The sequence below is a fragment of the Flagellimonas rhodophyticola genome (genome assembly GCF_049332665.1).
In the GTDB taxonomy this organism is placed as follows: domain Bacteria; phylum Bacteroidota; class Bacteroidia; order Flavobacteriales; family Flavobacteriaceae; genus Flagellimonas.
In genome coordinates, this window is sequence record NZ_CP186326.1 from 1,083,836 (window position 1) to 1,106,836 (window position 23,001).

The 23,001-nt window shown below is 38.6% G+C and carries 13 protein-coding genes; 6 read left to right on the forward strand and 7 right to left on the reverse strand.

The window, feature by feature from the left end; all coding sequences use genetic code 11:
* On the reverse strand, positions 1 to 1,191 hold the full coding sequence (locus tag ACOKFG_RS04985; RefSeq protein ID WP_422861950.1) for a Pycsar system effector family protein: 1,191 nt from the start codon (positions 1,189 to 1,191) through the stop codon (positions 1 to 3).
* 53 nt (positions 1,192 to 1,244) lie between these two features.
* Between ACOKFG_RS04985 and ACOKFG_RS04990 the strand changes: the two genes are divergently transcribed.
* The 4 genes from ACOKFG_RS04990 (at position 1,245) to ACOKFG_RS05005 (ending at position 7,689) form a co-directional block, all read left to right on the forward strand.
* On the forward strand, positions 1,245 to 4,958 hold the full coding sequence (locus ACOKFG_RS04990) for a metallophosphoesterase (RefSeq protein WP_422861951.1): 3,714 nt from the start codon (positions 1,245 to 1,247) through the stop codon (positions 4,956 to 4,958).
* A gap of 166 nt (positions 4,959 to 5,124) precedes the next feature.
* Entirely contained in the window at positions 5,125 to 5,982 is an 858-nt protein-coding gene (locus ACOKFG_RS04995) for a helix-turn-helix domain-containing protein (RefSeq protein WP_299171837.1), read from the forward strand.
* A gap of 63 nt (positions 5,983 to 6,045) precedes the next feature.
* On the forward strand, positions 6,046 to 6,918 hold the full coding sequence (locus tag ACOKFG_RS05000; protein ID WP_299486596.1) for an SDR family oxidoreductase: 873 nt from the start codon (positions 6,046 to 6,048) through the stop codon (positions 6,916 to 6,918).
* Between the two features lie 9 nt (positions 6,919 to 6,927).
* A complete protein-coding gene (locus ACOKFG_RS05005) occupies positions 6,928 to 7,689 on the forward strand; it encodes a hypothetical protein (protein WP_299486594.1) in 762 nt (253 codons plus the stop codon).
* A gap of 205 nt (positions 7,690 to 7,894) precedes the next feature.
* Here ACOKFG_RS05005 and ACOKFG_RS05010 read toward each other — a convergent pair whose 3' ends face one another.
* The 6 genes from ACOKFG_RS05010 to ACOKFG_RS05035 are packed head-to-tail and all read right to left on the reverse strand — an operon-like array spanning position 7,895 to position 20,917.
* Positions 7,895 to 8,755 carry a hypothetical protein gene (locus tag ACOKFG_RS05010; RefSeq protein ID WP_299486592.1) on the reverse strand — a complete coding sequence of 287 codons (861 nt, stop codon included), beginning with the start codon at positions 8,753 to 8,755 and terminating at the stop codon, positions 7,895 to 7,897.
* Positions 8,748 to 9,653 carry an AraC family transcriptional regulator gene (locus ACOKFG_RS05015; RefSeq protein WP_422861952.1) on the reverse strand — a complete coding sequence of 302 codons (906 nt, stop codon included), beginning with the start codon at positions 9,651 to 9,653 and terminating at the stop codon, positions 8,748 to 8,750. The genes ACOKFG_RS05010 and ACOKFG_RS05015 overlap by 8 nt, the downstream gene beginning before the upstream one ends.
* 33 nt (positions 9,654 to 9,686) lie before the next feature.
* Complete coding sequence (locus ACOKFG_RS05020; protein WP_298793473.1) at positions 9,687 to 11,012, reverse strand: vanadium-dependent haloperoxidase; 1,326 nt, start codon at positions 11,010 to 11,012, stop codon at positions 9,687 to 9,689.
* Positions 11,013 to 11,024: 12 nt separating this feature from the next.
* On the reverse strand, positions 11,025 to 14,282 hold the full coding sequence (locus tag ACOKFG_RS05025) for a VCBS repeat-containing protein (RefSeq protein ID WP_299486586.1): 3,258 nt from the start codon (positions 14,280 to 14,282) through the stop codon (positions 11,025 to 11,027).
* On the reverse strand, positions 14,275 to 17,619 hold the full coding sequence (locus tag ACOKFG_RS05030) for an FG-GAP-like repeat-containing protein (protein WP_422861953.1): 3,345 nt from the start codon (positions 17,617 to 17,619) through the stop codon (positions 14,275 to 14,277). The genes ACOKFG_RS05025 and ACOKFG_RS05030 overlap by 8 nt, the downstream gene beginning before the upstream one ends.
* Positions 17,620 to 17,623: 4 nt before the next feature.
* Positions 17,624 to 20,917: a VCBS repeat-containing protein gene (locus ACOKFG_RS05035; RefSeq protein WP_422861954.1), complete on the reverse strand. Its 3,294-nt coding sequence runs from the start codon at positions 20,915 to 20,917 to the stop codon at positions 17,624 to 17,626.
* 187 nt (positions 20,918 to 21,104) lie between these two features.
* On the opposite strand from ACOKFG_RS05035, the gene ACOKFG_RS05040 reads away from it, so the two are divergent.
* Together ACOKFG_RS05040 and ACOKFG_RS05045 are read left to right on the forward strand one after the other, a co-directional pair.
* Positions 21,105 to 22,694 carry a solute:sodium symporter family transporter gene (locus tag ACOKFG_RS05040; protein ID WP_298793477.1) on the forward strand — a complete coding sequence of 530 codons (1,590 nt, stop codon included), beginning with the start codon at positions 21,105 to 21,107 and terminating at the stop codon, positions 22,692 to 22,694.
* Between the two features lie 141 nt (positions 22,695 to 22,835).
* Entirely contained in the window at positions 22,836 to 22,994 is a 159-nt protein-coding gene (locus tag ACOKFG_RS05045; protein WP_298793478.1) for a hypothetical protein, read from the forward strand.
* Positions 22,995 to 23,001: the final 7 nt, after the last annotated feature.

Below are 23,001 nucleotides of genomic sequence, written 5' to 3' on the forward strand. Positions count from 1 at the left end.
TTACAAACGACCTGTTCCGCCTAAGAAGTTGAATGCTATTGCGAAAGCAATGACCGATATCACAATACCTACTATAAAAATGGTATAGGTTAACCGAAGTATTTTGTATTTTCGATTGAGCACAAGCCCCAAAAAGTACAAGTCCTTTGTCAGGGATGAATAAATGTATTGGTTGTCTTTTACCAATTCTTTTATGGCCCATTCATAATCGCCAAGGCTCATTTTATGGAAATTTCCAAAGAATAAGAGATTCACTTTTTTGTTTTCCACGTCTTGTTTGGTAAACTGTCCGCTGGTAACATTCGGCCTGGTCGCCAATACCGCCAAAACCATGGAAATCACACTAAAGGTGATAAAAATTCCAGTGGGCCAAATTAAATAAGCGTTAGATGGATTATCAAGCTTTGGAATAAGGTTCGATAGAGCCACTGAGATGATAATCGCATTTACGGAAAGTAAGATATTCGCTTTGGTATCCGCAATATCACTAAGGGTCAAATGATTTTTTAAGGTGACCCTGAACAAAGTCTGAATACCTCGGTCAGGACTTTCGCTTTTGTATTTGGCCTTAAGAGCCTCTTTTTTGGCGATTTCCTTCTCTGTCTTTTTTTCCTTTAATAGCTGTTTTAGATTTCGTTCTTTACCCTCTTCCCAATTCTCTTTGGCATAAGCTGTATAGAACTGATGCTCGTTCCGGAACATTTTAATGTTTGCATCCCTCCATTCTTTATTGGAATAATTGGCAATTCCGAGCAATTCTAGTTCTTCTTTTAAAAAATCTGTAGTTTCCCAATAGCTCTTTTGTGCAAAATGCGAGGCATCAGCATCCCGAATGATCTCTTGATGCAAATTTTCAGGCGCATGATAGCGCTTAGTAGCCATAATATTACTGCTGATTTCCTCAATACCTTTTGCATCATACGCGTTTTCCTTTAGAAAATTAGTGGCGATTTCACAGCTTGTTTCCTCATGATTTTCAACCCCTTTGGTATAGCCCGTATCGTGGAACCAGGCTGCCAGTAGTAGCTTTTCCTCTTCCTCGGTCCCCAAATTATAGAAATTGAGCAATTCTTTAGTACTTTTAACTACACGCTGGGTATGTCGCAAATTGTGGTATAGGAATTTTGGGTCCAATTTTTGTTCCAAAATTTCGGAGACAAAATGTTCAGTTTTTTCTAAAATTTCCGACATAACAGTACTTTGAATTCTCCAAAATACGAAATTTTGGAATCAACTTCTGAGATATGAAAAAACATTACTTGGTTCTCCTTTTAGTGGCCTTGGTAACTAGTTGCGCAACATACGAAGCAAAGTATGCTGCTCCGTTCAATAAAGCTGATGTTTCCCAGGATAAAGAAATTGAACATACCTTTTATTTAATTGGTGATGCTGGGAAATCACCTACTGGTGATTTGAACTCGACCTTAAAACGATTTAAAGATAGATTGCAACAAGCAAGCGGGAACAGTACAGTACTTTTTCTAGGAGATAACATCTATCCAGCGGGGTTTCCAGATAAGAGCGCTGATCCATCTGGACATGCTTTAGCGAAGAATCATTTAGATGCGCAGTTGAACACTGTGGAGGGGTTCAAAGGACAAACGATTTTCATTCCGGGTAATCATGATTGGTATAGTAATGGACTTAAAGGATTAGAACGACAAGAAAAATACATACAACAAGCACTGGATAGCAAAGATGTTTTCTTACCAGACAATGGCTGTCCAATTGAAAAGATTGAGGTGAGCGATAATATTTTGGTGATAGCTATCGACACCGAATGGTATTTGACCAACTGGGACCGACATCCAACAATGAATGATGATTGTGAAATCAAAGATCGCGGTAGATTATTCGAAGAAGTGGAGAGTCTTATCAAGAAGAATGTTGATAAAACCACCATTATTGCCATGCACCATCCCATGTTTACCTATGGGTCGCATGGAGGATATTTTTCGTTTAAAGAGCATATGAATCCAAGCGGCAAAGGGTTTCCGCTTCCTGGAATTAGTTCTCTGGCCAATTTGTTGAGAAAGACCTCCGGAGCGTCAACAACCGATGTGTACAACAAAATGTACAATCATTTAAAGAATAGGATAATCACCTTGTCTCAATATTCCGATAAGGTAGTCTTTGTTTCAGGGCACGAACATTCCTTGCAATATATCGAGGAAAAGGGAATTCCACAGATTGTAAGCGGTTCAGGGGCCAATACAGGAGCGACCAGATTGTTGAATGGCAGTAAATTTTCTACTGGGAAAATGGGCTATGCCGTTTTGAATGTATATACCGACGGGTCGTCCAAAGTTGACTTTTATGGAGCTGGAGAAACACCAGAAGAGCTTTTGTATCAAACAGAAGTACTTCCTCCAAACCCTTCTACGGAAAGTGCATCATATAAGAGTGATTTCCCAGCATTTAAAGCAGCATCCATCTATAATGATGAGGAAATTGATAAAAGTGGATTTCATAAATGGCTTTGGGGAGAGCGATATCGAAAATACTATGCAACAAAAGTAAAGGCACAAGTTGTACGATTGGATACTCTCTACGGAGGACTTTCCGTGGTTAGAAAAGGTGGCGGAAACCAATCCAATTCTTTGCGGTTAAAAGATAATGATGGTAAGCAATATGTGATGCGTGATTTGCGCAAGAGCGTCGAACGCTATTTACAGGCCATTGCCTTTCAAGAACGATTTGTTATCGGTCAATTCGATGACACCTATACGGAAAAATTACTATTGGATTTATACACCGGAGCGCATCCATATGCCCCTTTTACCGTTGGTGAGCTTTCGGACGCCGCTGAGTTATTTCATACCAATCCGAAGTTATTTTATGTGCCCAAGCAATCCGTTTTAGGGGATTTCAATGCTGATTTTGGAGGGGGATTGTACATGATAGAAGAGCATGTTTCTGATGGACATTCGGATTTGGAAAGTTTTGGAAAGACAGACAAAATTGAAAGTACTTATGATTTCATTCAAAAACTTAGAAAGGACGAAAAATACAGTTTGGATGGAGTTACCTACGCAAGAGCAAGACTGTTTGATATGCTGATAGGGGACTGGGACCGTCATGTGGATCAGTGGCGTTGGGCAGAATTTGATGGTGAAGATGGCAGAAAAATCTACAAACCTATCCCAAGGGATAGAGATCAGGCTTACTCGATTTGGGGTGATGGTTTTATAATGGGCCTTGGCTCAAAAGCCGTACCATCGCTTCGAATTTTTGAAGGGTTTCATGAAGAAATCAAAAGCGTAAAAGGATTTACTTCTTCCCCTAGGACTTTTGCGTTGGATATGGCCCTACTGTCTGAAACTGATTTGGAAACATGGGAAGAACAAGCCAAATTTCTACAACAAAATATCACCGAAGCCGTAATTGATGAAGCATTATTGAATTTTCCAGAAGAGGTGCGTGATGAGACCATAGACAAAATAAAAAAGATCCTCTTGGCGCGAAAAAGAAACCTTGTTGGTACAGCACAGGAATATTTTAGGGTAATCAATAAATACAGTGTGGTCACTGGTACAGATAAGGATGATTACTTCAATATAACTTCGGCGCCAAATGGAGATTTGGAAGTTAAAGGCTACCGCATAAAAGATGGAGAAAAGGAGGATCTCTTTTTTAATAAGACCTACAGACCAGAGTTCACTAAAGAAGTTTGGGTTTATGGTTTGGATGATGACGATGTTTTCGATGTCAATACCAAAACATCGAAAATCAAGGTTCGAATCGTTGGTGGACAGAATAACGATGTCTATAAAATTGATGAAAAGTCCAAAAAGGTGCATACCTATGACTTTAAATCCAAAAAGAACACCTACGACGAGGCTTTCGGTGGAAGAGTGCATCAAATCAACGACTATGACACCAATACCTATGAATTTCTTAAAATAAAGGCCAGCAACAATCAATTTTTGCCAACCATAGGTTTTAACCCAGATGATGGCTTTAGGCTTGGGTTTACAAATACCTATACGTTTAATGGTTTTAGGCAAAATCCGTTTACACAACAGCATGTTATCAATGCGGCATACTATTTTGCTACGAATGGTTTTGATTTGGGCTATAATGGTGAGTTCGCCGATGTGTTCGAGGGTGTAAACCTAGAATTGGACGTGAGATTTACAAGTCCAAATTTTGCCATCAATTTCTTCGGTTTTGGAAATGAAACTGAAAATAATGACGATGATGAACCTCTAGGGCTTGATTTTAATAGAGTAAAGCTTGAAACCATAAAAATTGCTCCGTCATTGGTTTGGAGAGGACGTTTGGGTTCAAAAGTAAGATTAGGAGTTTCCTACGAGGATATTGAGGTCGAAGAGACCGAAGACCGGTTTATCAACCAGTTTTTTGTTGCGAACGGGGAAGAAAACGAACAGAGTTTCTTTGGTTTGGATGCAGAATATTCTTATTCCAATACCGATAATGAGGCGTTCCCTACTATGGGGATGAGTTTTTCATTGCATGGTGGATATAAGATGAATCTAGACGATTCCGATAGGGCGTTTGGGTATATCATACCAAGCCTGTCCATAGACCATAAATTATGCTCCAATGGAAAATTGGTTTTGGCCACAAAGCTAAAAGGGCATTTGAATATTGGTGATGATTTTGAATTTTATCAAGGTGCAAGTATTGGGGCCAACAATGGGTTAAGGGGGTTCCGATTTGAACGTTTCACCGGAAAGTCGGCCTTTTATCAAAATACAGATTTACGCCTAAGCTTTAGAAATAGACAAACGGGATTATTGCCAGTTACCCCTGGTATTTATGGCGGCTTTGACTATGGACGTGTATGGTTCCCTGGTGATGATTCGGATAAATGGCACAACTCCTACGGAGGTGGTTTCTTTTTAAATGGAGCCGACATTCTTTCCGCAAACTTTGGGTTGTTCAGCAGCTCCGATGGCATGCGATTTGCCTTTGGGGTCGGTTTTGGGTTTTAACCAAAGAATTCCCGAACTTCAATTATCAGTCGTTATAGCAAATTAAAATGAGCAATATCTTAGTGTTTGTGCAATGGTTGAAAAAACTGAACCAAATTGACAACATTTTGAACCATTTGTAAAACAATAACCAACTTCCAAAAGTTATTTTTCAATAAAAAAATAAATGGTACAGGATTACAAAACCATCGATTTATTTGGCAAATTGCTTTTTGAAACTATTATTCTAAAACCGCCTTATAAAAAACCAAACCTTATGCCTAATGAGGCTTGTTTCTTATATATACTAAAAGGTGAATACGATTCTATTTCAGAAACTGAACGACTGCGGATTGAAGCAGAAGAATCACTTTTAATGAAGTGCGGTAACTACACCTGTAACATGTTACCCTCTAAAACCTCAGATACATATCAAGCGCTTGCAGTTCATTTTTATCCGGATATACTATTGAAAATCTATGAGAACAAACTTCCAGGTTTTCTAACACAAAAACTTCCTTTAGATATTGGAATGTCTAAACTTAATAGTGACATTCTAATAAGAAAATACATAGAAGGTATCTTATTTTATTTTCAAAACCCTGAATTGGTTACCGAGGAAATACTCATCCTAAAACTCAAGGAAATTATCTTGTTGTTAAATCAGACCAAAAATGCACCTGCTATTAGAAGTACTCTATCTAACCTGTTTCATCCAACATCGCATTCCTTCAGAGAAATTATAAAGGCGCATGTTTACGAGAATATCTCTTTGGAAGAATTGGCCATTTTAAACAATCAGAGCCTGTCTACCTTCAAAAGAGAATTTAAAAAGATATACAACACATCTCCAGCAACTTACCTTAGAGACAAAAAACTAGAACGCTCTGTAAAACTGCTGCTTTCATCCGATTTAAGAACAACAGACATCGCTTACGAATGTGGTTTTGGTAGTGTATCACATTTTTCAAAAACCTTTAAGGGCAAATATGGAATTTCGCCTACTATGTACAAACTGACCCAATTAGACAAATCTTTGAACTAATTGTAAAACACTTACTTCTCATCGGTTTTCATCTTTGCATCGGTAACAAAAAGATATATAAAGATGAAAACAATACTTATTACAGGATCCAGTAATGGATTTGGAAATTTAGCTGCATTAACACTCGCAAGAAAAGGTTACAATGTTTGGGCAACTATGCGGGACGTAAACGGAAAAAACAAGACGAAAAAAGAGGAATTCGAACGCATTGCAACGGAAGAAAATATTGCAATTACTGTGGCGGAATTAGATGTAACGAGTGAAAAATCTACGAATGATTTATTAGAAAGAATTCGCTCTGAGGAGCAGGACGGACTTGATGTATTAGTAAACAATGCTGGAGTGATGTACGTTGGTATTACTGAAGCGTATAGTTTAGAACAAGCTCAGGAGCAGTTTGATACGAACTTTTTTGGAATTATCCGTACCTCAAAGGCATTCCTACCTCTTTTAAAAAATTCTTCAGATGGATTAATTATTAATATTTCATCCTTAGCTGGACGATTGGTATTCCCTTATTTCGGAATTTATTGTGCCAGCAAATTTGCTTTGGAAGCTTACTCTGAAGCGCTTTCATACGAACTAAAACCTCTAGGAGTAGATGTTTCCATTATAGAGCCAGGTCCATATCCATCAGGATTATTATACAGTGGCCCCAAAGAAGACGACAACCATACTTTAGAAACTTATGGCGAAATGGCTTCTGTCCCAAAAGCGATGCTTCAAAATTTTGATCAATTCTACAAAAGTGATGCCTCTCCAAATCCCCAAGAGATTCCAGATGCAATTTTAAACCTAATAGAAACACAACCAGGAAATAGACCTATTCGAAAAGCAATAGGTATAGATTACGATACCAACGAGTTAAACAATAGAACTGGTTCTATTCAAGAAAGTCTAATTAAGGATGCTTTACAAATGGAGCATCTTCTCTAAACTAAATACATGAAATCTTTAACAATAATTACAAGCATTGCTTTAGGTGCACTCTTGTTTGTCTTGAGCACTTCTAATGCTAAAAACTCAAATACCAATACTGAACACACAGAAAAAATGGAAGCAAAAAATCAGGAAATAGTTAACGTGGCAGTGATATATATAAAAGATGGCGAAGAAGCTAGATTTGAAGAATACAAAAAGAAAGGTGGTGCTATTTTGGAAAAATATGGTGGAAAAATAGAACGCATCATTAAACCAACAATGTTAGCTGAAGGAGATTTAGAATTACCAAGCGAAATTCACTTTGCGAGGTATCCAAACATTGAAGTATTTAATAAATTCAATGAAGATTCAGAGTTTATTAAGATTAGAAACGAATATGCTATTCCGGCATTGAAAGACATTTCCATCTTTACAAGTAAGAATACCGATTTTGAATTTAAAAAAGAGATGGGTGATAAAAGTAAAACTTATGGAGTGGCCTTAATTTATTTTAATGAAGGAGAACAATATGTAAAGCAATTTGCAGAATATCATGACGATGTTTGTGCAATTATGCCTGAATTTGGAACACATTTCGAACGCTTCATTGCTCCTTTTCAATCAAAAGGTAGTATAGAACAACCTGACGAAATTCATCGTTTTTATTTCGACTCAATGGAAGGGTTACAACAAATGGGAACTGACGAACGAATGAAGGCTTTATTCCCTAAAAGGGATGCTTCTTTAAAAAATCTGTACTTTTTTATAGGGGAGGCCAGTTTATAAATTCTTAATACAAAATTGAAATAAGTTAGCTTACAACAATATGTAAAAGTAATAGCGGTTTGGGCATTAACTCAAGCCGCTATTTATTTAATTTGGATATCTGTAAACTAAGAAATGGTTGCTGCAAAACCACAACCATTCCTAAACTAGCCCGATAAGGGCATCTAATTTTTTTAGTCTTTACTCAAGGAAAATTACAAACTCGTTAATCAAGTTTATAAGAATATAGATTTCTTCCTTTGGTCTGGGATTGTTCATCTGCTATTAATAGCGTAGTGTTGTCCAAAAAGGCAATGGATTCCTGTTGGGTTCGGTGTTGTACATCAATAGTTTCAAGGGTTCCGTTGGTAAAATCATCCCCTGTAAAATCAGAAAATAACCAAATATAGCCGGAGCCCAACAAAGCAATTTTCTTGCCATCTGGTGAAATGTCAGCAGCGGTAATAGAACAGAATTTTTGGTTTGTACAAGATAAAAATTCCCCTACCAATTCGGCTTCATATGAACCTTCAATCGCCGGGATTTTATAGATCAATGCCTTTCCTGTATAGGGTCGTGTCCGATTTTTGGTGATGAGGTACAAAAAACCTTGTTTGTAAAAAAAGGCTTCGCAGTCGAACAATAACTTTGACTTCTTGGGCGGGAATTTTGTTTGCTCCGGATAGTGGAAAGATATCTTTACAGCTTCGATTTTGTCGCCAGGCTCGTTATCGGGATTGGGAATTTTGTAAATGGAAAGATTTTTCCGGTCGTTGTTGTTGTTTCCAAAGTTGCCAATATAAATGTTGCCCTTATCATCTTTGGCCAAATCTTCCCAATCGTTATTCTTGGCGTTTTTTACTTTAAATTCTTTGATCAACTGCCCTTTACGGTTAAGTGCGTAGATATGGTCCTTGTTTCCATTGTCTTCTATAATCCATAAGGTTGTGGCATTATTGGTAACCATTCCGGATATCTCACTTAATTTGGAAGGGATTTTACCTTCAAATTTCAAATCACCATACCATGGTTTTTGAGCACAGGCCTGCGCAAAAAGAAGGAACAATATGGGCACAAGCCTATTCATTGCTATCTTTTATCGGCATATAAATTTCAGCTTTCCATTGCAATGCATCGCCACCAAAATTGGGATTGTTGTAGAAGATTTCGATAGGAGTCGGTTCAAGCTCAATGTTGTTCGCTTTGGCATAATCTAAAAGTGCATACCAGGCACGGTCAGAGGTAATATAGTTACCGTTGTATTCAGCTTTTAAGGCCCTTTTAGAGAATAAACGTTTGTATTGGATTTCGGTATTCATAGGCAACCTTTCGGAGCGAATGATTGGTTGGCCAAAATTATATTGAATACTATCGTTTTCCATATCCCATTTGGTGACGTGAACGATGGGATTTCCATCTAGTTGCACTTCATTTTGTATTAGGGTATGGGTGATATAGTTCAAATTTTCCATCATTCCACCAGCTTTTTGAAATTGGGTAACTTTTACTGGAATATATGCCAGATACTTGGTCGGAATTTCTTCTTCTCCTAGGATGGTAACTTTGAAATTTTTGGTATGGTCGTTAAGGTTTTCCATAAAATCAAGAACCGTTTTTCTTGAGCGTTTTTCAAAATCGGTATCAGAAAAAGGGACTTTTATTTTATTTGATATGCTATGGTTTTCATCATGGATGCTCACTTTTACTTTTGAAGTAGAATCTGTAAGAGCTTGAATTTCCCAATCATAAATGTGAATGGAATCGCCAAATTTCACCTTTTGTCTTAGATTGAAAATGTTGTCTCCTTCTTGGGATACCGGTACTATGGTATCCAAAGTTTGATCCCAGAGTTTAATTGTTTGATTGATAGCTCCCGGAAAGGTTTTCGCTTCAAATCGAATAATATAATCGGAAGGTTTGATGAATAGATACCAGAGTAAGGCGATTGCCAAAATTGCCGAAATACCCAAAAGAACTTTTTTCATACCACTAAACTTGACTTTAAAGTAATACTGATTTTAATTCATGTCAAGGTTGTCCACAACAAACTGACCTAATGACCGACCTTGGTTTACGCCAATCTCAACAGCGGCCCTGTAGTGGATTCCACCATACATTCTGCTTATAGCGGCCTCGTCAGCCGCGGCTTTAAATGATTTGAACGATCGAACAGGTAAACCATAAGGGACTTCAGTATCATCATCAAACTCAAAATTGTCACCAAAAACACTAGTTAAGGCCATTGCAGCGGCTCCTGATGCCACACTATGTCCACTGGTGTATTCAGGGAACGGAGGTGTTTGCAATACCGGCTCCCAACTATCGTCTATATGTTCGTTGATTAGGGTCTCGGGGCGGATAAGATTACTTCTATACTTTTCATCCCAGCAACTAATAAAAGCATCGGCAATGGCAATGGAAGTCTTTGTATATGCATATACGGTTTTTGCAAAATCGGAATTGGTCTTTCTAGCTGCGATTTTGGTAATGCCAATCCAATGGGCGCCGGGGGTAATCTTCTTGGTAGCGAACATTAAATGACCTCTGGTAACTGAAACGTATGGATTGCAATCCCAGAATTTGGCAATTTCTATTTCTTCGGATTCATCACCTTTTCCGGTAATTTCATTGCTAATATCATATACTTCGACGACCTCTTTATAAAAATCTGAGTCCTTGTCCATCGAAAAGGGTGGTGGTGGCGATGGCTTGAATTGGTTCGATGAGTCAATCACGAACGGTCTTATTTTACTCCAATGTGGTTCAATGCCATCCATATAGGAAGGAGGCGTTGGCTGCCATCTTGATGGGTCTTCAGAGTCAACCGTAAACTTAGGCATAGTTCGAGTTTGTTTGTAATTGTCCTTATCCATCCAAGTGGCAATATGGTCTGCAACTTTCAATCCATAGTTTTTGGAAGCTTCGAATTCAGCAGTGTTTTGTTCTTCCCATTTATGATAAAGACTATCACGGAAAGTTTCAATACGATCTTCCGAAAAAATAAGACGCTTGCTCAAATCGATATGGGCAATAAGCGCTGCTAAATCCCAATTGATATTTTCTACATTTTCAGGTTGAGGAATAGGCGATAAATCGGTGACTTGACCTTGAAGCGGTTTGTAATTGTCATTTTTCAAAGCCAAAATTTCATATGCCGCTACATTTGGGTATGCATAAATACGGCTGGCCACTGGAGGCGAAAAAATATCGTGGATCATCACTTGGGTCACTTTGTCCACCGAACTGTGATAATCTTCTGAAGATATAACAATGGGTTCCTGTTTTTTACTGCAGGAGAAACATAGTAGTGCAATAATAAGCAGTGTTCCTGTACTTTTTTTCATAACCAATTTACTTTAGTTGTTGAGTTGATATAATTGGGCTTTATCGTTATTAAAAATGGCAAGTAGGTACTTTTTATCCTGAAAAGGGAGAATGCCTAAATGGCGCAGGGATTTTTGATTAAAATCTAGGCCAAGGCGATTGCCCAAAATTACATTATTTTCATTTTTTATCAATGCTCCAGGAAAACTGTCGAACCTGCCGTGGTAAGGTTTTACTCCAAAATAGTTACCCCCGGCTAACACTTCCATATGGCCATCATTGTCAAAATCATATGAAAGAAAAGCCATAATTGGTGAAACCTGCAATTCAAAAGAAAATGGCACAAAAACAAACGTCCCGTTTTCATTTTTCAAATACCCTGAACGAATTTCTGTTACGGATAAAGTTTTAGCGTTTGCGATTGCTTCCTCTTCCAAAACCTCATCAATACTTTTACCTGCAAATGACGTATAGCTGTTGAATTTTTTTCTTAACGAGACCATTTGAGAGGCCAAATCATCTAAATCATGAATGGGATATTCCTTCCCATTTTTGTTAAGGACGATAATGGTTTCTGTACTGCCATTGTCATCAAAATCGGAGAAGTACATTTTTAAAGGGTTCTCTGTGGTTGCTACAAATTTTGAATTTTGCCCCCAGTTGCCCAACAGATAATCATCGTCACCATCCTGATCAATGTCGAAAGGTTCAATGGCTTGCCATAAGCCATTCAGGTCAAGAGAATTTGCTTCTGTAAAGGTTCCATTCGAATTTTTGAAAAAACGTGGTGACATCCATTCCCCTACAACAATGAGGTCCTTAGTGCCATCAGTATCAAAATCATGCCATAAAGCGTCGGTAACCATTCCGCTGTTGCTAGCAACAAAACCATCCACAATTGAAAATACTCCTTCATTATTGTTCAACAAATAGGAGGTAGGGGCTTCACCAAATTTGGTGGTAATCATGTGGTTTCCGACAAAAACGTCCATATCTCCATCCTGATCATAATCATAGGGCTTTATGACGCTTGCATTTTCAAAATATTGGGGAAGTTCATTCTTGATATATGCTAAATCATCCTGAATGAAATAATCGTCGATCAAAGGTTTAGACTGTCCAAAGAAATCAGCACCTCCGCTTCCTAAAATCAAATCGTTTCTTTCGTCGCCATTGAAGTCGGCAATTACCGCACTTATGTTTTCTTTGATGGAATCTTGGCGGATTTGAGGAAAATTATGCACTACAAAAGCAGAATCTTGTTGTATGTAGGTCTTGGAAGGAATAAACTTGGAACCTCCCAAGAAAATGTCTTCTTTTCCGTCATTATTTAAGTCTCCGATGGCCATCGCAGGACCTCTATCCGAAGCCTTATACGGAATCAATTTCTCGCGGTTAAAATCGACATAGTTATCCTCTTTGTGCACAAAATCAATGCCTAGGGCATTATCTACTTTTTTGAAAAGTGAAGGAGCCTTGAGTTTTGAGGCATCATAATTATATGGCTTTGTATTCTCCGGTGAAATCGTGAGGGTTTGGTTTGTATTGATATCCTTTAGAACCTGGTAGGTGCGATTTGGCCAAACAACTTTTAGAGAATCCACCTTTATTGTGGAACCAAACCCAAAATGGACCAAAGGCTCGGAAGAAGCTTGAAACCCCCTGCTCAGGTATAATTCTTTAAACTGTAAACTACCGTTGGCATATGCATAGACCTTGGTTCCTATTCCAAATTTATTCGGATTACCGTAATCAAACCGAATTTTTAAATAGTTGGATTTTTCGTTGGTCTTGTTGATATAAAGTGATGCTGGACTGTTTAGGTTTGAAGTGACCACATCAATATCGCCATCATTGTCAAAATCGCCTAGCGCCGTAGCCCCAGATATCAACGTATCGTTGGAGATCCATTGACCGGTCATATCTTCAAAAGCCAAATTTGGTTTACCCTTGAATGCGTAGTTATGGGTTGCCCCGGTTGGCATCATGTTAAGAGCAGCTTGATCTACCAATTTTGTGTTGTTGACCTTGCTCTGTATCTGGTCGCTGGATAGGAAATTGATAAAGTCCAAGTCATTAGGGCGCTTTGGAATACCGTTGGATATGAAAAGGTCCTGCTCCCCATCTTGGTCGTAATCTGCAAAAAGCGCACTCCAACTCCAATCTGTTGCAGCAACTCCACTCATCAAGGCAGTTTCCATGTAATTTCCATCTGTTTGGTTCACATAGAGCATATTGCGCGTGAACTGGTAGTGATAACCGTATTGCTCAATACGCAATTTTTGCGTCTGGATATTGTCATCTCCTTCCGAAGATTTCAATGGAATTTCATCCTCTGGCAACATGTCTAGGGATATCATATCAGGAAGTCCATCATGATTAATATCCGCAACGTCATTACCCATGGAAAATCTACTGATATGTCCAAAATGTTCCTTTAGACTTTCACTAAAGGTTCCATCTCCATTGTTGAGATAGTAATAATCATCTTCGTGAAAATCGTTGCCAACATAAATGTCGGGATAACCATCTTGGTTGAAATCGGAAATGGCTACACCAAGTCCATATCCATTGATTCCGCCATAAATACCTGCTTCCTCACTGACTTCGGTGAATTTTCCATTATCATTTCTCAACAACTTATCTCCTGTCTGATAATTCCTTTTGAGACGAAGCTCTGCTTTGCCATAAGAATCTTGTGTGTGTACCGCGTGATTGAGCAAGTAAAGGTCCAAGTCACCATCTAAATCATAATCTAAAAAAGCTGCTGAAGAACTGTAGGAATCAAAGTCAAGTCCATATTTGACAGCACTTTCGGTAAAAGTTATTTCTCCATCAACCTTGGAAGGACCATTATTGATAAATAGTTCATTATACCCATTAAAGCCATTGACACCGACAACTGCGCAGACATAAATATCCAAAAGTCCATCCCCGTTTACATCGCCCATGATCGCTCCGGTATTCCAGGTGCTATTACCTTCAACTCCGGCGGCTTCTGAGATATCTTCAAATTGAAGATTCCCTTTGTTGAGGTAAAGTTTGTTCTTTACTTGGTTACCAGAAAAGAAGATATCTGGCAAGTCATCTCCGTTTATATCACCAACAGCAACTCCTCCGCCATTGTAAAAGTAGAGATAGTCCAGAATATTGAGTTCGTCGGACTCCGTAATGGTGTTTTCAAAGCTGACCCCTGTTTCCTTGGGTGATGGATTATCAAATAACGAATTACTATTGGTACATCCTATCACTAAAACAAGAGCTGTAAAAAAACCTAATAATCTATTCATCCAATGCAAAAATCTTTGGTTTTTCATCGTTAATGGCGGCTACAAGATATCTTTTACCGCTTTTATCCTTGAATTGTTTCAGATGCTTTACTTCATCGCGAATCAAAAACCCACTTTGGTCATAATTCTGCCAATCAAAATTCAATTTACCATCTCCCAATAACACATTGCCATATCCGGCATCTAAACGGGAAAACTGAGGTTTAAATTCGAAATTATTACCTGCCATTATCAAGTCCATGTTTCCATCGTTATTGACATCAGCGCATGTGATTCCGCAAATGCACGAGAGTTGAACACGACTTGGAAGTCTTTTTATCGTAAAGTTCCCATTGCCCTCGTTTATGGCAATTACAGATCCTGAGTGGGTTACCTCTTTTACAATGGAACGTTCAATCACTTCCTTTGGAAAGAGTTCTTCTATGGTCCTTCTGGCGTAATCCGAAGCTTTTAGGTTTTGTTTCTTCAATGACACCAATTGCCCGGTCAATTCTTTCTTTTGATGTATAGGGTAATCGCCGCCATCATAGTTTTGCGTTACAATTTGTTCAATGGTGCCGTTGTCATCGAAATCGTTGATCCACATTTTCATGGGATTTCCTTCTTTTGGTGAGTAGTGGAGGTTTTCTCCCTGATTACCCAATATTAAATCATAGTCGCCATCATTATCCAAATCTGCTGCCTCTACAGTATTCCACCATCCACTGAGACTGTCCAAAGAAGAGTTTGATTTTGAAAGTCTGCGGCCAGAGTTCTTGTAAATTTTTGGAGTGCCCCATTCTGAAACGGTAACAAGATCTTCCTTTTCATCGCCATCAATATCGACCCAAAGAGAATTGGTAATCATACCCGCATCCTTTAAACCGTAACCCAGTCTTTCGGTGGCATCGATGAACTCACCATTACTTTGATTTTCTAAAAACAGGTGATCAGGGTCTAATCCATAAACTCCGACAATACTCCTTGAACCTATAAAAACATCGACATCTCCATCAGCATCAAAGTCGTTGGTGGAAATCGTGGAGACATTCTTAAAGGCGGAAGGCAAGGCCTCGCTTGACTTTTGAAACTTGCCCGAACCATCGTTCAAATAAAGTCTAGGTCTATATGTACGCTCTTTACCAACTTCGTTTCCGCCTGAACCTACAATAAGGTCCAAGTCCCCGTCGCCATCGGCATCGAAAAATGCAGCGGCTGTATCTTCAAAAGCGTTATCTTCTTGAAGCACACTTTGTATTGTTTTGGACAATTTTCCTTGTCCTTTGTGCGTGTATATCGCTCCGGATTGGCCTGCCGCACCACCGATAAAAACATCTTCATTTCCATCTCCATTAATATCTCCGACTGCTAATGATGGGCCTTCCTGGGAGACTTTCTTGTATATGAGTCCTTCATAATCGAAATCACTATAGGTATTTTCATCATGAGAGGTCAATGCGTTATTTTCCAACTCACGAATCAATGTGTTTTTGCCTTCCTCCTTGGGTGCATTGTATTTCTCCGTTGCCTCAACTTGTTTAAATTTCAATACTTGGTTGACATCGACATTGGTCAGTTTTTGGGTTTTATCATTAGGCCAAAGAATCCTTAGGGAATCTATTTTTTTGACCTCGCCTAAACCAATGGTCATCGTATAGTCCATAGAAGATTGGAAACCTCTGGAAGGAATCAACTCTTGATTTACAATATGGTCATCATAATAAAGAAAAGCGGTTGTTCCGACTGCAAAAGGATTGCTTCCTTCTCCTTCCAACTTTAATTGGATGTAGTTATGGTTTTTTTGTTCGTTGGTATTGTTACGATAGATAAATGTCTCGGTGTTGACATTGTTGATGACCAAATCCAAATCACCATCATTATCAAGGTCTCCGTAGGCTGCCCCATTTGATCTTGTTGGAAGATCAAAACCCCAATCTTTATTGGCGTTGTCAAAAGTAATATCCCCCTTGTTCCTGTAGGCGTAATTTGGTTGAGGTTTTATGGGCATTTTGACGATGATGGAATCTATAGATTCCTTTCGTCCGGTGAGTGCCATTTTTTGAATAATCTCGTTGGCAAAAAAGTCGACAAAATCGAGGTCGGTTAGATCGTGGTTGATTCCATTTGTGATAAAAATATCACGAAGTCCATCGTTATCCATGTCAAAAAGCAAACCTGCCCAACTCCAATCGGTGGCATCAACCCCACTATAATAGGCGACTTCTGAGAAGGAACCATTGCCATTGTTCAACTGCAATGTGTTTTGAATATATTGCTGGTAGAAATCCTTGCTTCGCTTTAACTCATAGATGTTATATCCTTCAAATTCCATGACCGATTTGACCCTTTGGTCCGGTTCGGGAAGCATATCGGTAATGAAAATATCGTTGTGTCCATCATTGTTGATGTCAGCAATATCAATCCCCATTGCGGAAAGACTCAAATGTTGGGTCCAATCTTTAATTTCTTCTCTAAACGTACCATCTTGATTATTGATGTAGAGGTAATCTCTTTCATAAAAATCGTTGGATACATAGATGTCTGGATATAAATCTTTGTTGATGTCAGTTACCAAAACCCCAAGGCCAAAACCAATCAGACTTCCGTAAATTCCGGCTTCTTCACTTACATCAACATATTTACCATTATCATTTCTCAATAACATATCGCCCACACCTCTAAAAATATGAGGTACGCCTTCCCAATCCTGTGCCCTAACTCCACGCTGTTCTGCGTAACCCAAACTGCTTACAGGAATGTTGCTATTGTTCAAGATGTAGGCATCTAAATCTCCATCTTTATCATAGTCAAAAAAGGATGCGTGGGTAGAAAATCCGGTTTCGGCGAGATTGTATTCACGAGCTTTTTCAGTGAAAGTTAGGTCCCCATTATTTATATAAAGATCGTTGTCATGGTTATTTCCTTCCAAATTTCCTGCATTACTGACATAGATATCCAAAAGTCCATCAGCGTTTATATCTACCATAACAACTCCCGTGGACCATGGCTTATTTCCGGTCACTCCCGCTTTCTCGGAAATGTCTTCAAACTGTAGATTGCCCTTGTTCAAATACAACTTATTGGGCTCCATATTACCGGTCAGGTAAATGTCCGGCAATCCGTCATTATTGATGTCACCGATAGCAACACCGCCCCCATTGTAGAAATTACGGTATTTGAAAATGTTGAAGTTCTTTTGATTTTCAACTGCATTGACAAAATCCACCCCAGTTTCTTCCGAAGGCATCAACGTAAATAGCGTTTCGGATTTTACTTCTGAGTCGGTCTCCTTTTCTTTTGAGTTGCAGGATGCTAAAATCAGCAACAAACAAAATATCTTCAAAATAGGTGTTCTCATTTCTTCATTGATTTTTTACCAAAAAAATAGGTGAATCGTTATTGCGTCCGACAACATAAGATGGTTTGCCGGCGATTGTAATTTTTTTCAAAGTTCTGACGGCCCCAAAAATATCGAAACCATCACTTTTCGACATGTTAAAGCCTCCGTTAGCGTTGTTTTGTAAAATTAATCCGTGAAAAGCGTCCAATCTACCCAACTGCGTGCTTATTTCATAATTATTCCCCACAATTAACAAATCGGGATATCCATCATCATTCACATCGTCAATTTCAATATCATAAATGGAAGATACCTGTGCCATTTTAGGTAAGATTCTCTTGCTGAAATTTCCTTGTCCGTCATTTTCAAAGTAGACACTGGCAAGCTCCAATATTTGTTTTTTTTCCGCTTTACCCAGTTTTTCTTTCCCAAATAGGTCTTGAATGGAAGCAGCGGCAAAATCTTTATAGGATAGAAAATTCTTGTTCAAGAAGGGCATCTGTTTGACCAGTTCATCTTTAGATGCAAATGGAGTTTCAATGCCTTTATGGAAATATGTGATTACAGGTTCTCTAGAGTCATTATCATCAAAATCAGCCAAATATAGAGTTATAGGGTGTTCCTTGGAGGCTTGAAATTTGGTATTGAGACCCCAATTCCCGCAAACCAAATCCAAATCACCATCCTTATCGAAATCAGTTACTTCTATAGTATTCCACCACCCTTGGGTGTTTTGTAATCCATTGTTTTTCCGAAGGCTCAGTTGTTTGCCATCGTTAAGAAATATGGAAACGGACATCCAATGACCTACGGCAATTAAATCGTTGTGACCGTTGGAGTCGATATCTATTGAAACCGCATCTTTGATATTCCCCAAAAGAGACAATTCAGGGATAATGTCTTGTGTGCTCTCCATGAAATTTCCTTGCCCATCGTTGCTAAACAAATACTGTCTTGGTGTTTTACCGTATTGACCAGGAACTTGATCAGATAAGATTAAAACATCTTGATCGCCATCGTTATCAAAGTCCATGGACAGCACTTTCGAGGCGTTGGTAGCTACCCCGGCAAACTGGTTTCCATCACGTTTAAAAACTCCATTATGGTTGAGATACAACCTGGGCTGTAAGGGTTTCCCATTTTTAAATTCATTACCCCCACTTACCACAATAAGATCAAGGAAATCATCTCCATTGGCATTGAAAAAAAGATGAGACGTATCTTCATTTAAGATGTTTTCTTGGAAAAAATCCAATTGCTGTTCATTAAACTCGCCAGCCTCATTTTGAATATACAATGCAGAACTTTGTCTTTTGGCGCCACTGATGAATAGATCGTCCAATCCATCGTTGTTCATATCGGCAACGGAAATGTCGGGACCTTCGTTGGAATTTGCGAAAGGAACCAAGGGTTCCCGGTCAAAATCCAAAGATGTTTTTTCATCATGCGCAAAATCAACCACGGAATCAAGTTTTGAGAACCTAAGGTTTGATGCTTTTTGTTGGGATTGGTAGAAGTTGGATTTGGCGTTGTGTTGATGGAGTTGTATTCTGTTTTCAACGGAAACATTGCGAAGTGTTTCATACCCTCCACCTGGCCAGATAACTTTGAGTGAATCCAAAATAGAATCCTTTCCAACACCTATGTGCATAGTTGGGTCAACTGCCGATAAATAACCCTTGGCGACATAGTTTTCTTGTGAAATTTGGTGGGATTTTGAGTAGACTAAAACTTTGGCGCCAATTCCGAAGGAGTTTTGAGCTCCACCATCGAACTCAATAGTTAGGGCCTTGTTTTTGGTACCAGTATTTTCAAGAACAAAGGCTTTCTCATCAACATTGTTTACTACAATGTCCAGATCTCCATCGTTATCCAGGTCAGCGTAAACAGTTCCATTACTAAATGATGTTTCCGTATCCAGCCAGTTTTCAGTAACATCTGAAAAAGTAAGGTCGCCATTGTTTTTAAAGAAGTAGTTGGCAATCTTTTTCTCGGGAATTTCAGTGGTCATTGCCATGTCCGAAGCCGACATGCCTTGCTCAATTCTTCTTTGAATATTGTCATTGGAAATGAAATTGATGAAATCCATGTCATTGGTCGCTCCCTTGATTCCATTGGATACAAAAACGTCTTTGTTTCCATCATTGTCATAATCAGCCAATAAGGCACCCCATGACCATTCTGTTGCTGCAAGCCCGCTCAAATTTGCGGTTTCGGCAAAATTTCCTCCATCCAAGTTAATATGCAAGGTGTTTTGCATGTATTGAGGGGCATATCCATTTTTTAGATAATGTTGATAAATGGGAAAGCCATATTCAAGGCCAGAAGTTTTATAGGTCTCAAGATTTTCAGGAAGCATATCCAGAGAAAGAATGTCCATTAAGCCATCATTGTTAACGTCGGCAATATCATTACCCATTGAAAAATGGGTTGTATGGCCCAATTTGTTTTCAGAACTGGAAACAACCTCTTTGAAAGTTCCATCTTGTTGGTTCAGATAGAGGTAATCGTTTTCGAAGAAATCATTTCCGATATAAATATCCGGATAACCATCATTATTGATATCACTAATCGAAAGTCCAAGGCCATAACCGCTTTTGCCTTGAAATATGCCTGCTTCAGCACTTACATCTACAAATTTGCCGTTGTCATTTCTAAATAGAACATCTCCAGAAAGTTGATCTAATTTCTTGCGCTGACTTCCTTTACCGTAGGTACGGTTGGGATAAACAGAATGGTTTAGAAGGTACATGTCCAAATCACCGTCCAGATCAAAATCAAAAAAAGCCGAATGTGTTGAAAAGCCTGAAAAATCAAGATTATAGGAAGCTGCATCTTCTTTAAAGGTGGGAATGCCATTTTCATCTATACCTTGATTGATGTACAAGAGATTGGCATCATCCAAATGTTTGTAATTGCCTACTTTGCAAACATAAATATCAAGAAGGCCATCATTATTAATATCCACATGGGTTGCACCGGTGGTCCATCCTGCGCTGTTTTGAATTTGTGCTTCCTTCGTAATTTTTTGAAATGTAAATCCGCCAGCATTCAAGTAAAGCTCATCGGAAACTTGATTGCCTGTAAAATAAAGATCGACTAAATCATCATTGTTGAAATCGCCCGCAACAACACCGGCTCCGTTATAGTAATACAGATAGGTTAAAATATTTAATTCAGGGGTTTCGGAAAGTTGATTGACGAAATCGATTGCGGTGTGTTCAGAAGGCAATTTTTTGAACTGTTTTTCCACTTTGTTTTGGCAAGAAATAGCGGAAAAAAGGAGTATAAAAACTGCAATCATCTTCCTTTTCATACATCTCTAAAATAGGCGTGCAATATAAGTAAACTTGGGGGAAGTTTAAAGCTTATTTGTGATGTTTAACGCCTAAAAAATGGCGTGTTGTTATAACGACAGAATCGCCTTTATTTTTGAAGCAATTTAATCGGTTTACAAAATAATCGAACTATATTTAAAGGTTACAATCAAACACAAATTAATTATGATAGGAGTACTTTCTTTTTTGGGCTTTACGGCGCTAGTTGGGCTCATCGCCTATTTGGCGACTCGAAGCACAAATGAAAATTCATCGGACGGATATTTTTTGGGGGGTAGGAGTTTAACGGCAGGAGTTATTGCTGGTTCTTTACTTTTGACCAACCTGTCCACGGAGCAAATTGTGGGCTTAAACGGTCAGGCCTATTCGGAAGGAATATTAGTTATGGCTTGGGAGACTTTGGCTGCTATAGCCATGGTGGTTACTGCCGTTTTTTTACTCCCTCGATATTTAAAAAGCGGTTTGACTACGGTTCCACAATTTTTACAAGACAGATATGATACTTCGACCAAAACGATTACGTCCATATTGTTTTTGACGGGTTATGTGGTTGTGCTTTTGCCCATTATACTGTACTCAGGATCTTTGGCAATAAGCACCATGTTTGATGTGTCTGGCATGTTGGGAGTTTCAGAGAAAACGGCTTTGATTTTATGTATTTGGGGTATAGGTATCATAGGATCGATCTATGCCGTTTTTGGAGGATTAAAAGCTGTAGCTGTTTCTGACACCATTAATGCCATTGGTCTTTTGATTGGTGGGATATTAATTCCAGTCTTTGGATTGATTGCAATCGGAGATGGTAGCATGTTTGCTGGAATAGATGTGCTTATTGAAGAGAATCCGGAAAAGTTTAATTCCATTGGAAATTCCGAGGCTTCAGTTCCATTCTCCACGATATTTACGGGAATGATGTTGGTTCAATTGTTCTATTGGGGCACAAATCAGCAAATTATTCAACGAGCTCTTGGTGCTAAAAATTTAAAAGAGGGACAGAAGGGATTGCTGTTAGGCTCCTTTATTAAGATTCTGGGTCCGCTAATAGTGGTATTGCCTGGTATTATAGCCTATCATATGTTTCAAGGAAACTTAGAAGTTCCTGATCAAGCGTATCCCGCGTTGGTAAACAAGGTGTTACCTGATTATTTGATTGGATTTTTTGCGGCTGTATTGTTTGGAGCTATACTTAGTTCATTCAATAGTGTTTTGAACAGTTCGGTGACGCTTTTTGGAATTGATATTTACAAAGAACACATCAATAAACAAGCGGATGAAAAAACTGTTGTAAAATATGGAAAAACCTTTGGGATAGTCTTGGCGTTTGCTGCGATGTTCATAGCACCCTTTATTGCGAATGCAGGAAGCCTTTTTGCTTACTTACAAGAAGTCAATGGGATTTACAGTATACCCATATTAACTATTATCATTGTGGGATATCTGACCAAACGAGTTCCAGCTATAGCTGCTAAAATTGGTATTATTGGAGGTTCTGCCTTATATATTTTGAGTCAGTTTATCCTAAAACCTTTTGTTTTTGGTGAGGAGAATTATCCACATTTTCTTCATGTAATGGCTATTTTGTTTGTTCTGAATGCCGGGATCATGTTGATTATAGGTAGGATAAAACCTAGAGCTGAAGCATATGAACAAACCTATACGAAGCAAGTAGATATTGAGCCTTACAAGCATGTAAAACTTGCGGGAATTCTTATTTGTGTAATTGTAATCGGGATATATATCTATTTCGCCAATTAAGTATTAGAAAAAAACCAAATTTTGAGAGAGGGCATTCCTAAGATTGAAGGAATGCCTTTTTTGGTTGTATCCATGCTTAAGGAGCATAAATTATTGAGGTAGGTAGTTTTAAATACATTAAAGATTTTAAACTGTTGGCATATGAACCAAGGAGCAGGAATTCTAATGTCGGAGGGTTTTAAAGTTATATGGTACTTTGGGTGTGAGGAGGTGAAAGATTATTATTTTCTGATTGAGGAAATGTCACCAATAAAAAAGGCTGCCAATCGGCAGCCTTTTAGTGTTATTATTCTCTTCTGAGTTTCCC

Coding starts and splice junctions, on each gene's coding strand:
- ACOKFG_RS04985 (WP_422861950.1), bottom strand. CDS start 1,191: ATGTCGGAAATTTTAGAAAAAACTGAACATTTTGTCTCCGAAATTTTG.
- ACOKFG_RS04990 (WP_422861951.1), top strand. CDS start 1,245: ATGAAAAAACATTACTTGGTTCTCCTTTTAGTGGCCTTGGTAACTAGT.
- ACOKFG_RS04995 (WP_299171837.1), top strand. CDS start 5,125: ATGGTACAGGATTACAAAACCATCGATTTATTTGGCAAATTGCTTTTT.
- ACOKFG_RS05000 (WP_299486596.1), top strand. CDS start 6,046: ATGAAAACAATACTTATTACAGGATCCAGTAATGGATTTGGAAATTTA.
- ACOKFG_RS05005 (WP_299486594.1), top strand. CDS start 6,928: ATGAAATCTTTAACAATAATTACAAGCATTGCTTTAGGTGCACTCTTG.
- ACOKFG_RS05010 (WP_299486592.1), bottom strand. CDS start 8,755: ATGAATAGGCTTGTGCCCATATTGTTCCTTCTTTTTGCGCAGGCCTGT.
- ACOKFG_RS05015 (WP_422861952.1), bottom strand. CDS start 9,653: ATGAAAAAAGTTCTTTTGGGTATTTCGGCAATTTTGGCAATCGCCTTA.
- ACOKFG_RS05020 (WP_298793473.1), bottom strand. CDS start 11,012: ATGAAAAAAAGTACAGGAACACTGCTTATTATTGCACTACTATGTTTC.
- ACOKFG_RS05025 (WP_299486586.1), bottom strand. CDS start 14,282: ATGAATAGATTATTAGGTTTTTTTACAGCTCTTGTTTTAGTGATAGGA.
- ACOKFG_RS05030 (WP_422861953.1), bottom strand. CDS start 17,619: ATGAGAACACCTATTTTGAAGATATTTTGTTTGTTGCTGATTTTAGCA.
- ACOKFG_RS05035 (WP_422861954.1), bottom strand. CDS start 20,917: ATGAAAAGGAAGATGATTGCAGTTTTTATACTCCTTTTTTCCGCTATT.
- ACOKFG_RS05040 (WP_298793477.1), top strand. CDS start 21,105: ATGATAGGAGTACTTTCTTTTTTGGGCTTTACGGCGCTAGTTGGGCTC.
- ACOKFG_RS05045 (WP_298793478.1), top strand. CDS start 22,836: ATGAACCAAGGAGCAGGAATTCTAATGTCGGAGGGTTTTAAAGTTATA.